Genomic DNA, 12731 nt, shown 5'->3' with positions numbered 1-12731 from the left:
CGCATGGCGTCGGGGCTTGTGCTCTTTACCTATGCCTTGTTCCACTTTCTGAACATCGGGCTTGGCCTCTTCTCATCCGAGCTGATGGAACGCGCGCAGGACTGGCGGCAGGTCATCACCCGAAGCTGGCCTGGAACGATCCTGATTTACGGCGCGCTGCTCACACATGCCGGGCTTGCGCTTTACAAGCTGGCGCGGCGCAGCACGCTGCGCATGCCGCTATGGGAAGCCCTGCAGATCGCGCTTGGCCTGCTCATCCCGATCCTGCTGATCGCGCATATTGTATATACCCGTTTCGCGCATGAACTGTTCGAGGTGAACGACGACTTCGCCTATCTGGTAACGCTGATCTTTGGTTCAACCGACGCATGGCTGCAGTCGCTCTTGCTGCTGATCGTCTGGGTGCATGCCTGTATCGGATTGAATTTCTGGCTCCGCGCAGAGCTGTGGTGGCGACGATTGCGTCCGGTGCTGACATCGCTTTCCGTTCTCATCCCCGGCTTTGCGCTGGTCGGCTTCCTCACCGAGGGGCGGCGCGCAGTCGCGCGCATTGCCGATCCAGAAACACGTGCCGAGGTGATCGCGCGTACCAACTGGCCCGATTCCGATGCAATGGCCGCGCTGCTGCGAATTGAGAATATCATCACCGTGATCTTCTGGGTCCTGCTCGCGGCGGCGGCGGGCACCTACCTTGTGCGCAAGTTGCTGCGGCGGCGCAAATCGGTGCGGATCAGCTATGTCAACGGGCCGGAAATCGTGTCGCCAAAGGGGCCGACCCTGCTTGAGATGTCGCGCGCCAACGGAGTAGCCCATACCTCGCTTTGCGGTGGACGTGGCCGCTGCACCACCTGCCGTGTTCTGGTGGAGGACGGGGCGGACGATCTGGAACCGCCCAGCGAAGCGGAAAAACGCAGCCTTGCCGCCGTCGGCGCCGCGCCGGGTATGCGGCTGGCCTGCCAGATCCGGCCCAAGGCGCCGCTTACCGTTTATCGCGTTTTTCGCCCAGACGGCAGACGCCGCCGCGCCCATGCGAGCCAGGGGCAGGAACGGCGCATGGCGATCCTCTTCCTTGACATTCGGGGGTTTACGGCCCGGACCACGGGGCAGCTGCCTTATGACGTGGTGTTCCTGCTCAACCGATTTTTTGATGCCATTGTCCCCGCGATCACCGCAAATGGCGGCGTCGTGGACAAATACCTTGGCGACGGGCTGCTTGCACTGTTCGAAACGCCGGATGAAGCAAGCTCGGCGCAGGCGGCACTGGCGGCAACGACCCGCATCGGCGAAGCCCTTGAAGAGTTTAACCGGACGCTGGCCGAGGAAGGCGCGCCAGAGGTGCGGATCGGCATCGGTCTGCATCTTGGCGAGGTCGTTCTGGGGGAGATCGGGGCAGCCGGAAATGCGCCGCGCACGATCATCGGAGAAACGGTCAACGCGGCCAGCAGGCTGGAAGCCATGACCAAGGAACTGGGTGTCGAAGTACTTGTTTCAGCTCCGGTCCTGACCAGTGCCGGGATCGAAACGGAACATCTGGACATGGTCAAACTGGCGCTGCGCGGAGTAAACCAGCCGGTCCCGTCCCTTGCCGTGACGCGCGCATCGCATTTGCAAAGCGCCCTCACCCCGACCAATTAAGCCAAAATTTACTCAATTTCCTCATTAGCGACAAAATCCTCTGGCGGCCCTAGACTTTGGCTGCTGACTGAGGCTATGCGCTGCGCGACCGTATATTAGCGGCCAGCCCGTAGACGCAAAAGCGAAAGTTTCCACATGACCATGCTTAGCAATCTAGCTCCTATCCCCGAGCTATATGTTTCATACGACTCCGCGCAGAAACTTAAGGTTGAAGCGGGTGAGTTGAAAAGTCTTGATCTTACCCCGCGCCAGATCTGCGATCTCGAATTGCTTATGAACGGCGGATTTAACCCGCTCAAAGGTTTTTTGACCGAAGAAGATTACAATGGCGTCGTCGAAGACATGCGCCTTGCCGACGGCACGCTGTGGCCGATGCCGATCAACCTCGACGTGTCGGAGAAATTTGCCGAGACGCTGGAAATCGGTGAAGACATCGCGCTGCGCGACCAGGAAGGCGTGATCCTTGCGACCATGACCGTCACCGACCGCTGGGCGCCCGACAAGGCGCGCGAGGCGGAAAAGGTTTTCGGTGCCGATGACAGCGCCCACCCTGCCGTGAACTACCTCCATAACCAGGCGGGCAAGATCTATCTGGGTGGCCCGGTCACCGGCATCCAGCAGCCGATCCATTACGATTTCCGCGCCCGCCGCGACACGCCGAACGAGCTGCGCGCCTATTTCCGCAAGCTCGGCTGGCGCCGCATCGTTGCTTTCCAGACCCGCAACCCCCTGCACCGTGCGCACCAGGAACTGACCTTCCGCGCCGCCAAGGAAGCGCAGGCCAACCTGCTGATCCACCCGGTTGTCGGCATGACCAAACCCGGTGACGTCGATCACTTTACCCGCGTGCGCTGCTATGAGGCCGTGCTCGACAAGTATCCGGCGGCCACCACCAGCATGTCCCTGCTGAACCTCGCCATGCGCATGGCAGGTCCGCGCGAAGCGGTCTGGCACGGGCTGATCCGCAAGAATCACGGCTGCACCCATTTCATCGTCGGTCGCGACCACGCGGGCCCGGGCAAGAATTCGGCAGGCGAGGATTTCTATGGCCCCTATGATGCGCAGGATCTGTTCCGCAAGCATCAGGACGAGATCGGCGTCGAGATGGTCGATTTCAAACATATGGTCTGGGTGCAGGAACGCGCTCAATACGAGCCGATGGACGAGATCGAAGACAAGGACAATGTCACGATCCTGAACATCTCGGGCACCGAGCTGCGCCGCCGTCTGGCCGAAGGTCTGGAGATTCCGGAATGGTTCTCCTTCCCCGAGGTGGTGAACGAGCTGCGCCGCACCAAGCCGCCGCGCTCCAAGCAGGGCTTTACCGTCTTCTTCACCGGCTTTTCGGGTTCAGGCAAATCCACCATCGCGAACGCGCTGATGGTCAAGCTGATGGAGATGGGTGGCCGTCCGGTCACGCTTCTCGATGGCGATATCGTGCGCAAGAACCTGTCTTCGGAACTTGGTTTCTCGAAAGAGCACCGCGACCTGAACATTCGCCGGATCGGCTATGTTGCGTCAGAGATCACCAAGAACGGTGGCATCGCGATCTGCGCGCCGATCGCCCCCTATGCGACGACCCGCCGGGCCGTTCGCGAGGATGTGGAATCCTTTGGCGCCTTTGTGGAAGTGCACGTGGCGACCTCGATCGAGGAATGCGAGCGCCGTGACCGCAAGGGGCTCTACAAGCTGGCCCGCGAGGGCAAGATCAAGGAATTCACCGGGATTTCTGACCCTTATGACGTGCCGGAAAACCCGGAACTCCGCGTCGAAACCGAAGGCACCGACGTGGACAACTGCGCGCATCAGGTGCTGCTGAAGCTCGAGAACATGGGCCTCATCGCGGTCTGACGCGGAAAGCCCTGTCCAATCGCGCCACCTCTGGGGGCGCGATGCCTCCCGCGGGGATATTTTAATACCCAAAGAAGCCGGGGCGGTGTCGAAGGCGGCACCGTATTTTGCCGGACGCTGGCCGTTTGAGAGCCTGGTTTTCCTGCCTGTTCTCAGGCCTCGTCGGATGTCAGCGTGTTTTGAATGGCCTTGGCGGCGCGTGTTTCAAAGTCGCAGAACTTTTCCAGCTCCGGTTTGAGCTTGCGGATCGCCGGCAGGCGCTGCTGAAAATCCGTCTCGCTGGCGTTGCTGATCGCGCGCATGATGTCGTTGCTGTTTGCGCATTCGATGATCGGGCCTGTATCGATGAAATTGCCGAGGTTGGGGCAGCCCCAGTAAATCGGCACCGTATCGCAGAGCAGTGCGTCGATGAGTTTCTCCGAGAAATAATTGCGTTCTTGGACGTTTTCGATGACCACAGAATAACGGTACGGAGCGAGACCGTCGGATTTCCGGTCAAACGGGTCATACCCGCCGCCCATCACATCCATATCGATGCCTTTGTTTCGGACCGCAGCGACGATCTCGTGGCGCAGCTTGTGGCCGGTCGAGTCGCGCTTGGCCGAGGCGATGAGCGAGAGCATCCTGCTCTTGGTACAGGCCACCTCGCGCCAGTCCGGGACCCATGTGGTGCCATAGGGAAACAGCAGCGCGTTCGGCAGCCGGTCGAGCAGGTTTTGGTTGAAGGTCAGGATCCGGTAGAAGCGGCGATAGCTGAACCTGAGCAATGCGATATGCTTGGCGTGGATGACGGCGGGTTCGCCCATCACCAGCGACACCTGCGCTGAAATCCCGAGACGGGGCTGGAAATGAGTGACGGTGCGGGGGAAGAGGATGAGGTGATCGCGGCTTGTCAGATCCGCCACGGTCTTGCCTGCCAGACGATCCGGACATCCGAGCGGCCAGATCAGGTCCGAAACCGACGTGGCCGCCAGCTCACGGCCTTGACGATGGGCGTAGGGCAGCACCGCGATGGCGGGCGCGTTTTCCATGTTCACGCCGGTTGATCCGGCAGATCGACCGTGCCGCGCATCAGGACATAGCCTTTTCCCGCGACGCTAATGCCGGTCATGTTCTGCGGCGGCCCACAGCGGCCCACGCGGGCCTGGCCCGGGCGTCCCATCCAGTGTCCCTGCTCGGCGATGAAACTGTCTTTCTCCATCAGGCCGTTATGCCAGAGATAGGCCGCCATTGCCCCGGTCGCGGATCCGGTGAACGGATCTTCGGGCGGGCTTGGCGGGGCGAGCAGGAGGCGGGAGAAGGTATCGCCCTCCTTCGTGGCGCCGCTTAAAGTGACGAGGAATGGCTCGGCCATGTCGTTGGAGGCGTAGCCCATCGACGCCGTTACCTTGCCGAGCCTCTCGGGGTCGAGCTTTGCGCGGCGCAGGGCGTCGTGATCGCGCAACACGGTGATACAGAATGGCAGGCCAGTTGAGACCATGCGCGGCGGCGCGATGATGTCCTCGGGGTCAAGGCCGATGATACCTGCCACGGTTTCGGCGGCAACGTGGTCTCCGAACTGGGGAGCGACCTGGGTCATTTCGATCAGCCCGTCACGTAGGGAAACCGGAATGATCCCCGCGCCGGTCTCCAGCCGGATAGTATCCCCGCTGATCAGACCGCGAGATTGCAGCGCGGCGACGGTGGCGATGGTCGGGTGGCCTGCAAAGGGAATTTCCCGGGAGGCAAGAAAATAGCGGACGCGGATATCGGCGATTTTCGAGGGTCCGGTAAAGGTGCATTCCACCAGCGAGGTTTCCCGCACGAAATCCATGCAGGTCCGATCATCCAATCCGGCGCCGTTCAGAACCACGGCGCATCCGTTGCCGCCAAAGGCGCGGTCGGTGAAGGCATCGACCCAATCGAATTCGAAACTTGCCATGAATGCCATTCCTCCTGATCTCTTTATTCGGGCTTCGCAAGAAACCCGAATGGGTTCAAGCGGTAACAGGCGTGATGCATCGGGGTTCGGGTGCTTGACCGCCCGCCGTGGAAAGGGTCAGCATCCCGCCGTCAGATCATCATAGGACGTAATCTTGGCGTTTCACATCAGGGATCCCTTGGGCGATGCAGATACGCCCTTTGCCGAGTGGTTCAGTGCCTCGGGGTTTCTCGACAACCGCGCGGGACGGTATCACCTCGCGACAGATTACAACTGGGGTGCCGTGGGAGACGACGCCGGACAGGAAGTCTATTCGATAGCCGACGGGGTGATCGCCTATCAGGCCACGGATTACGGCGGCTATGGCGATGCGCTGGTCGTCTATTACACGATGGCGGACGGGACGCCGTTTTCTGCGGTCTACGGTCATATCGACGGGAGCGCCGACGTCGGCCCGATCTCTTACGGCGCGCAGATCGGCAGATTGTTCGATTACGCCTCGGATCATCTGCATTTTGCCGTGGCGGCCGGTCATACGCTTGGTGTCTTGCAGGGCTCGGTAACTTATGATCCGACCGCTTATAAAGGCGTCGGCACGGATGGTGTCGCCTATGTGGATGTGAGCACCGCGTCGGGACCTCTCCGGTATTTCGACCCGGAGGCCTTTCTCGCGACCTATATGAACCCGCGCAGCGGTGAGACGGCTCCCGCAGTCACCGGGCGGGCCTATGTCGCGGGCAGCAGCGGCGGTCTTTTCCTGCTTGAGGACGGCGAACTGAGCCACGTTCACCGGAGTAAAGGCTTGCCGGTGTTCCTTGACATGACGCTGGCCGCAAACGGCGGGCTTTTTGGGATCGCCGAGGGCGGACTATATCAGATCAGCCTGCTCGACGGGTCGGCCACGCGATTGACTGACCTTTTTGCGGACGCGAACGCGCTGGGATCCGACCCTGATGGCATGCTTTATGTCGGGTCAGAGAGTGTCGGCAGCATAGATGTTTTCGACTCGGCCACCTTTCGGACGGTCGATTCAATCAATCTTCCCCAAGCTGTATATGCCGAGGGCGATATCGTGGTTAACGGGGACAGCCTGTTTCTTGCCACCACAAAGGGAACAATGCTGACCTATGATCTGGCGGCGGGAGAGGTCGTCAGTGATGTGCCGCATGGCATCGCGGACCTGTATGCGCTTTATTTCGACGATGGACTCTACGGGTTTTCCGGTGAGACATTGTACCGGCTGGATCCCGTAACCGGCGGCAATCAAACAGTTGCGCAACTTGAGGCGGGCGGCACGATTTATAGCGCGGCCAGCCTGCCCGTTGGAAGAGTTAAAGGCACAAGCGGCGATGACATGCTCTACGCGCCTTTTGCCGGGGCGGTGACCCGGGGCGCAGCAGGGCGCGACCGCATCCATGGCACACAGTACGAGGATACTTTGTTAGGGAATCGCGGCAAGGACTGGTTGTTCGGCGGCAGTGGCGCGGACAAGCTCAAGGGCGGCAACGGCAATGACAGCTTGATCGGGAACCGGGGGCGCGACAGGCTGATCGGCGGGGAGGACAACGATACGCTTTCCGGCGGCAAGGGTCGGGACGTCCTAATCGGGGGAGCGGGCGACGATATCCTGTCGGGTCAGGCCGGGCGCGATCGCTTTCGTTTCAGCTTTGAAGATGCCGGGCGGGACACGATTACGGATTTCTCCGCCGGAAAAGACAGGCTGTTGCTTGATCAGGAGCTGGTCGGGGGGGCAACGTCAGGTGCCGAGATCGTCGCGGAGTTTTCGCGCCGTGTCGGGGGCGACGCAGCGCTTGATTTCGGCAACGTGGAGATCGTTTTCGGCGGGCTCATCGACATCACGACGCTCGCCGATGACATCGTGCTGATCTGACAGGAGAGGGCCGCTTTTGCGCGGCAATTGGCAGGCCGCTAAACTGGCCTGCCGCGTTCGTATGAGGCAAACGCCGTGACTTAGTGGACGTTTACAGGTGCCAGATCGTGCTGGCGTGCAAGGGAAAACGCGAGTTTACGGTCGGACACGAGCGCAAGCTGCGCACCGTCCTGATCGTGTACCGCATAAAGCTGTTCCAGCTCTCCTGCTTCGTCACGGACTTCCTTGGGCAGATCCGCAACGAATACCGGTTTCACGTAAACGATCCGGGGACCGTCACCCTTGAATTCTACGTTGGTATCCATTTCTCACCCTTTCCTTATGTTGATCGTCTGAACCACGGTATCCGGGATGGCCCGGGTCAGATCGACGTGAAGCAGCCCGTTTTCCATGACGGCTTCTCCCACCTCAACGCCTTCGGCAAGCACAAAGGTCCGCTGAAACTGACGCGCGGCTATTCCCCGGTGGAGAAAGACGCGGCCTTCGCTGTCGTCGCGCTGACGACCTCGGATGACCAATTGCCTGTCTTCGACAGTGATGGCGAGTTCTTCCTCGGCAAACCCGGCCACGGCCAGGGTAATGCGGTAGGAATGATCGGAATTCTGTTCGATATTGAACGGCGGATACCCTTCGTTGCCGGACTTTGCAGTACGTTCCAGAAGGCGTTCCAGCTGCTCGAATCCCAGCAGATGCGGGTAAGAGGCAAGAGTTAGTTTCGACACGTTATTCGGCCCTTTTGCACGAAAGCGACACGAGAACACGGTCCCTTTTTGGCAACCGCGCAAGGTGAATATGGGGACAATTCGTTGTGTTCACAAGGTCTAGGCGAAAACATCCCTAAGGGTTACAATAAAACCCTGCTAGCAGCCGCGAGTCGCCTTTTATGAATGCACCTATCGATCTGTCGATGAAAACAGATGAAGTGTTGCGTGTCGAACTTGAAGTGTTCAGACGCCAGCACCGCGATCTCGACGAGGCTATTCATGCGCTGGCCGAAAAAGGTACTGGCGATCAGCTTACCATGCAACGGCTCAAGAAGCAGAAGCTGCGGCTGAAGGATATCATAGCACGTATCGATGACAGGCTGACCCCTGATATTATCGCCTGATGGCAGGGTAGCGGGACCCGCACCTTGAAGGCTTGTATTGATGATCTGGATGCAATCCGAACCGGTCTTTGCGACATACTGAAATTCTCGCCGTTTTCCGGATTGGTGCCGGAAATTGCCGGAGCAGACTGGTCGGAGGCAACGACCATGTCGTCGCGCGCACCGGTCTGCGATGCATTTCCGGATGTCATAGCGCTTTGCGCCGATCCAGCCGCACATCCCCGCTTCGCACGGCCGCTGTCCTCACTTCTGGACCGGCTGGGCTGGGTCGCGGATTATCCGTCTCACCCCGTCTTGAAGGACCGGTTCGGACATGCGGTGCTTTATGCGTCGAATACACTGGTCATCGGATGCAACCTGACAGCCGCTGGTACGGCCTATCCCGCCCACACGCATCTTGCGCAGGAAGTGTATCTGCCCGTCACCGACAGTAGCGCGCTTTTCTGGCATCAAAGGGCTGACGACGCATTTCGCGTGACACCCGGCAATCTCGTGTTTCACGAAAGCGAGGAAGCGCATGCTTTGCGCACTTCCGACCGCCCTGCCCTGAACCTCTGGCTGCAATTCGGCGAGGCGCCGGGCGGGGCGACCTGGTTCGTGGATGCCCCTGCCCCATGGAATTGAGTTAACTATTGCGGAGAATGCGCGGTTTTGCCCTTGTTTATCCAGTGAAGCGACATTGCCTGTGACACGCCAATGGCTATAGTGCCGCTTCCTTTGAAACGGGGTGAGATCATGCAGGACATCCATGTCGGGATCATCATGGGCAGCCAGTCGGACTGGGCCACCATGAAGGAGGCCGCCGATATTCTTGACGCGCTGGACATCAGTTACGAGAAAAAGATCGTATCTGCCCATCGCACGCCCGACCGGCTTTGGGAGTATGGCAAGACAGCCGTCGACCGTGGATTGCAGGTGATCATCGCCGGTGCAGGGGGTGCGGCGCATCTGCCGGGGATGATGGCGTCAAAGACCCGCGTCCCGGTCATCGGCGTTCCCGTCCAGACGCGCGCCTTGTCCGGCGTCGACTCGCTTTACTCGATCCTGCAGATGCCGCGCGGCTTTCCCGTCGCGACGATGGCGATCGGTGCGGCCGGGGCCGCGAATGCGGGCCTGATGGCGGCAGGAATCCTCGCCCTGCAGGACAGCGATGTAGCGGAGCGGCTGGATCAATGGCGCGCGAACCTTTCCGCATCTATTCCGGAGGAGCCCCAGGATGACTGATCCCCTGCCGCAAGGCGCAACAATCGGTATTCTCGGTGGCGGCCAGCTCGGGCGCATGCTTTCGGTGGCGGCCTCGCGGCTTGGGTTTGCCTGCCACATCTACGAGCCGGGCGCGAACCCGCCCGCAGCACAGGTCGCGGCGAGGCTGACCACGGCCGGGTACGATGACGCCGAGGCGCTGCAGAGGTTTGCGGACTCTGTTGACGTCATCACCTACGAATTCGAGAACATTCCGACCGAAGCGCTGGATATCCTTGAAGAGCAACGCGTCATCCGGCCCGGGCGCGAGGCGCTTCGGGTCAGCCAGGACCGGTTGACCGAAAAGACCTATCTGCAGGGGCTCGGGCTGAAAACGGCGCCTTTCGCAGATATCACCGATCTGGCCAGCCTTGAAAATGCAATTACCGAAATAGGCACCCCGGCCATCCTGAAATCCCGTCGCTTTGGCTATGACGGAAAGGGACAGGCGCGGCTGAATGCGCCCGGGGATGCCGAAGCGGCGCTTGCGGAGATGGCCGGCGCGCCCGCGATCCTAGAAGGGTTCGTGGATTTCCAACGTGAGGTGTCGGTGATCGCCGCACGTGGCGCCAACGGTGAAGTCGCCTGTTTCGACCCGGGCGAAAATGTGCATCGCGACGGCATCCTTCACACGACCCGGGTGCCCGCGACGCTGTCGCCCTCGCAGCGCACGGATGCGGTGCTGATCGCCGCCAACATTCTGAATGCGCTGGATTATGTGGGCGTCATAGGCGTCGAGCTTTTTGTCACAAATACCGGTCTTGTCGTGAACGAGATCGCACCGCGCGTGCATAATTCCGGGCACTGGACCCAAAACGGTTGCATGGTGGATCAGTTCGAACAGCACATCCGCGCGGTGGCGGGATGGCCGCTGGGTGACGGCAAGCGGCAGCTCGACGTCGAAATGGAAAACCTCATCGGCGCCGACCTTGACCGGGTCGAAGCGCTGAGCCGGGATCCGGCGACCGCGCTGCATCTTTATGGCAAGTCAGAGGTCAAGCCGGGCCGCAAGATGGGTCATGTCAACCGGATTCTCGGGCCAGCAGGATAATCGCGACCTTCGGCCAGAGATGAGCTAGAACTCAAAATGGTGCCACCGTTCCGGCGGCACCAGGCCTCCGGCGGGGATATTTTGAGACCCAAAGAAGGTCGGATCACCCTAAGAAACGGGCGGCGATATCACCGGACATGTAGCTGAAGCGACCGCCCGCGATGGTTGCCGCAATGCGTTTGGTTTCGGCATCGAGGATGACAAGATCGGCACGCATGCCGGGCTGCAGCTCACCGCGGTCGGTCAATCCGAGCAGGCGAGCCGGATTGCCGGAGACCAGCGACCATGCAGACGGCAGGTCGCAGATACCCTGTGCGACCAGTTTGAAAACCGCGCGCCGCAAGGAGGGATAATGGTAGTCGGACGCCAGCGCCGTGCAGAGCCCCTTGGCGATCAGGTCGGTCGCGCTGATGTTGCCGTTGTGGGAATTGCCCCGCACGACATTGGGGGCGCCCATGATAACCGGATCGCCATTGTCTATCGCGGCTTCGGCGGCTTCGAGCGTTTCGGGAAATTCGGCGATGGAGACGCCCCGTCGACGCCATTCGGCACGTTGCCCTGCGGTTTGGTCGTCATGGCTGCCCATCTTGATCGCGCTTGCAGACAACTTGCTGGTCAACTCCCCTAATGCGGCGGGCACCTCGGCGGCGCGGCTATGCAGCTCTAACATCAGGTCCAGATGCGCTTCTGGATTGCGCCCAGCCTTGAGCGCCTGTCCGGTAAGACGAGGCGGCTTTCGTCCGGCCGCCAGCCGATCATGGGGAAGGTGGTCGTTGAAAACGAGATAGGAAACACCCCAATTCGCCAGTTTGCCCGGCAGATCGGCGTAATCGTCGAGCATATGGGTTTCGAACCTAAGCTGCGCCATGAGGTCCGTCATCACCTGCGATTTGGCGGACCTGATTGCCGCAAAGACCTTTGCCGCATACTCCGGACTGCGCAGCCCGCCTTCCCAGCTATAGAATTGAGCAAGAACCGCAGTTGTCAGTCCATTGGCCGCGAACTCGGCCTCGGCGGCGACGACGCCTTCGGTCATATCCGGCATCGCACCGCGTCTCGGCGCGAGATGGCGTTCGAATCCGTCTCCGTGCGGATCGACGATGCCGGGCAAAACCAGATAGCCTTGCAGATCGATGCGACGCCCTGCCCGGTCGTTCCGGATGATCCCGTCGGCGCAAGACAGTCGGCTTTTTTGCATCCCATCTTCGGGTGTCAGGACGAGAGCCCCCTCGAGGTCAAGCGAAAGGACGTTCATTTGCTCGGCTCGCCTGCCTGATCGACGCAGCCCGCAAGGCGCAGGCAGCTGTTCTGCACAAGATCCAGGGTCGCTTCGGACCAGCCGAGGTCACGCTGGAAGCGACCGGTTTCCAGGAATTGAAGGGTTTCGGCAATCACCCTTGGATTATTCATCATGAAGGTATGAGTGACTGGCAGGATCAGGTGGTCGGACATGCCTTTGACGAAAGTCGAGGCGACGGAGACCTTACCGTCATCCGGTCCGGGAATGATGTGGGAAAAGATCGGGTTAAGCGTGTAGGTTCCGGCGATCACGCCGAGAGGAAAATCGACCGGGGGCAGCTTTTGAGGCAGACTGTCAGGTCCAGTGCCGAGTTGCAGCCCGGCGGGTCCGTTCAGCATGCCGAAGACCTCCCATTCGCCGAGTTCATCCACCAGTTCGCTGCCCTGGTTGGGCGGCCCGAGCATGACGACGCGCCCGAGCCTGGCGGGACGGTGGTTCTGAAACCAATATCGAATGAGTATGCCGCCCATGGAATGCGATACGAAATGCACTTCGCGATCACCGCAACCGGCAAGAGCATTGGGAATGGTATGTTCGGCCAACGTCGCGATCGGATCTACGGTCGAGGGGTATTCCGGATGGATCACGAGATAGCCCTGCGCCTCCATCACTTCGCGCATGACCGTAAAGGAAGCGTCAGTCCGCGCGAGACCATGCAGAAGCACGACGCATTGAGCGAGAGCGGGCATTGGCAGCAGGAAGAGACATATGGCAAGGACGAAACGCATAGGG

General features: G+C 60.5%; 13 protein-coding genes. 7 read left to right on the top strand and 6 right to left on the bottom strand.

The window, feature by feature from the left end:
- Window positions 1–3 precede the first annotated feature (3 nt).
- Both ACU0FH_RS20865 and ACU0FH_RS20860 read left to right on the top strand, forming a co-directional pair.
- The gene (locus tag ACU0FH_RS20865; protein WP_446196999.1) at window positions 4–1635 is read left to right on the top strand and encodes an adenylate/guanylate cyclase domain-containing protein; all 1632 of its coding nucleotides are present in this window, start codon (window positions 4–6) and stop codon (window positions 1633–1635) included.
- Window positions 1636–1770: 135 nt separating this feature from the next.
- A complete protein-coding gene (locus ACU0FH_RS20860; RefSeq protein WP_446196626.1) occupies window positions 1771–3486 on the top strand; it encodes a bifunctional sulfate adenylyltransferase/adenylylsulfate kinase in 1716 nt (571 codons plus the stop codon).
- A gap of 152 nt (window positions 3487–3638) precedes the next feature.
- On the opposite strand, the gene ACU0FH_RS20855 is transcribed toward ACU0FH_RS20860, so the two are convergent.
- Together ACU0FH_RS20855 and ACU0FH_RS20850 are read right to left on the bottom strand one after the other, a co-directional pair.
- The gene (locus tag ACU0FH_RS20855) at window positions 3639–4517 is read right to left on the bottom strand and encodes a glycosyltransferase family 10 domain-containing protein (protein ID WP_446196998.1); all 879 of its coding nucleotides are present in this window, start codon (window positions 4515–4517) and stop codon (window positions 3639–3641) included.
- Window positions 4518–4519: 2 nt separating this feature from the next.
- Window positions 4520–5407 (bottom strand): PhzF family phenazine biosynthesis protein, encoded by an 888-nt coding sequence (locus tag ACU0FH_RS20850; RefSeq protein WP_446196625.1) that lies wholly within the window; start codon window positions 5405–5407, stop codon window positions 4520–4522.
- A gap of 154 nt (window positions 5408–5561) precedes the next feature.
- On the opposite strand from ACU0FH_RS20850, the gene ACU0FH_RS20845 reads away from it, so the two are divergent.
- On the top strand, window positions 5562–7298 hold the full coding sequence (locus ACU0FH_RS20845) for a hypothetical protein (RefSeq protein ID WP_446196624.1): 1737 nt from the start codon (window positions 5562–5564) through the stop codon (window positions 7296–7298).
- A gap of 80 nt (window positions 7299–7378) precedes the next feature.
- On the opposite strand, the gene ACU0FH_RS20840 is transcribed toward ACU0FH_RS20845, so the two are convergent.
- Window positions 7379–7603 (bottom strand): DUF1150 family protein, encoded by a 225-nt coding sequence (locus tag ACU0FH_RS20840; protein WP_088634817.1) that lies wholly within the window; start codon window positions 7601–7603, stop codon window positions 7379–7381.
- A gap of 3 nt (window positions 7604–7606) precedes the next feature.
- Window positions 7607–8020 carry an Hsp20 family protein gene (locus tag ACU0FH_RS20835; RefSeq protein ID WP_088634818.1) on the bottom strand — a complete coding sequence of 138 codons (414 nt, stop codon included), beginning with the start codon at window positions 8018–8020 and terminating at the stop codon, window positions 7607–7609.
- Window positions 8021–8181: 161 nt separating this feature from the next.
- Here ACU0FH_RS20835 and ACU0FH_RS20830 point away from each other — a divergent pair, with 161 nt between their 5' ends.
- The 4 genes from ACU0FH_RS20830 (at window position 8182) to ACU0FH_RS20815 (ending at window position 10699) form a co-directional block, all read left to right on the top strand.
- On the top strand, window positions 8182–8406 hold the full coding sequence (locus ACU0FH_RS20830; RefSeq protein ID WP_088634819.1) for a YdcH family protein: 225 nt from the start codon (window positions 8182–8184) through the stop codon (window positions 8404–8406).
- A gap of 24 nt (window positions 8407–8430) precedes the next feature.
- Entirely contained in the window at window positions 8431–9030 is a 600-nt protein-coding gene (locus ACU0FH_RS20825; protein ID WP_446196623.1) for a dimethylsulfonioproprionate lyase family protein, read from the top strand.
- 111 nt (window positions 9031–9141) lie between these two features.
- The gene (purE, locus tag ACU0FH_RS20820; RefSeq protein WP_446196622.1) at window positions 9142–9630 is read left to right on the top strand and encodes a 5-(carboxyamino)imidazole ribonucleotide mutase; all 489 of its coding nucleotides are present in this window, start codon (window positions 9142–9144) and stop codon (window positions 9628–9630) included.
- Window positions 9623–10699 (top strand): 5-(carboxyamino)imidazole ribonucleotide synthase, encoded by a 1077-nt coding sequence (locus ACU0FH_RS20815; protein WP_446196621.1) that lies wholly within the window; start codon window positions 9623–9625, stop codon window positions 10697–10699. The genes purE and ACU0FH_RS20815 overlap by 8 nt, the downstream gene beginning before the upstream one ends.
- A gap of 103 nt (window positions 10700–10802) precedes the next feature.
- Here ACU0FH_RS20815 and ACU0FH_RS20810 read toward each other — a convergent pair whose 3' ends face one another.
- Both ACU0FH_RS20810 and ACU0FH_RS20805 read right to left on the bottom strand, forming a co-directional pair.
- Window positions 10803–11954, bottom strand: a complete 1152-nt coding sequence (locus ACU0FH_RS20810) for an alpha-D-ribose 1-methylphosphonate 5-triphosphate diphosphatase (RefSeq protein ID WP_446196620.1) — start codon at window positions 11952–11954, stop codon at window positions 10803–10805.
- The gene (locus ACU0FH_RS20805; RefSeq protein WP_446196619.1) at window positions 11951–12727 is read right to left on the bottom strand and encodes an esterase/lipase family protein; all 777 of its coding nucleotides are present in this window, start codon (window positions 12725–12727) and stop codon (window positions 11951–11953) included. Before ACU0FH_RS20805 ends, ACU0FH_RS20810 begins: the two co-directional genes overlap by 4 nt.
- Between the last annotated feature and the right edge of the window lie 4 nt (window positions 12728–12731).

The sequence above is a fragment of the Heliomarina sp. genome (genome assembly GCF_052826185.1).
Note: the sequence above shows the minus strand (reverse complement) of the source record. Positions and strands in the feature narration are given on the sequence as shown.

Coding starts and splice junctions, on each gene's coding strand:
- ACU0FH_RS20865 (WP_446196999.1), top strand. CDS start 4: ATGGCGTCGGGGCTTGTGCTCTTTACCTATGCCTTGTTCCACTTTCTG.
- ACU0FH_RS20810 (WP_446196620.1), bottom strand. CDS start 11,954: ATGAACGTCCTTTCGCTTGACCTCGAGGGGGCTCTCGTCCTGACACCC.
- ACU0FH_RS20830 (WP_088634819.1), top strand. CDS start 8,182: ATGAATGCACCTATCGATCTGTCGATGAAAACAGATGAAGTGTTGCGT.
- ACU0FH_RS20815 (WP_446196621.1), top strand. CDS start 9,623: ATGACTGATCCCCTGCCGCAAGGCGCAACAATCGGTATTCTCGGTGGC.
- purE (WP_446196622.1), top strand. CDS start 9,142: ATGCAGGACATCCATGTCGGGATCATCATGGGCAGCCAGTCGGACTGG.
- ACU0FH_RS20860 (WP_446196626.1), top strand. CDS start 1,771: ATGACCATGCTTAGCAATCTAGCTCCTATCCCCGAGCTATATGTTTCA.
- ACU0FH_RS20840 (WP_088634817.1), bottom strand. CDS start 7,603: ATGGATACCAACGTAGAATTCAAGGGTGACGGTCCCCGGATCGTTTAC.
- ACU0FH_RS20805 (WP_446196619.1), bottom strand. CDS start 12,727: ATGCGTTTCGTCCTTGCCATATGTCTCTTCCTGCTGCCAATGCCCGCT.
- ACU0FH_RS20855 (WP_446196998.1), bottom strand. CDS start 4,517: ATGGAAAACGCGCCCGCCATCGCGGTGCTGCCCTACGCCCATCGTCAA.
- ACU0FH_RS20850 (WP_446196625.1), bottom strand. CDS start 5,407: ATGGCAAGTTTCGAATTCGATTGGGTCGATGCCTTCACCGACCGCGCC.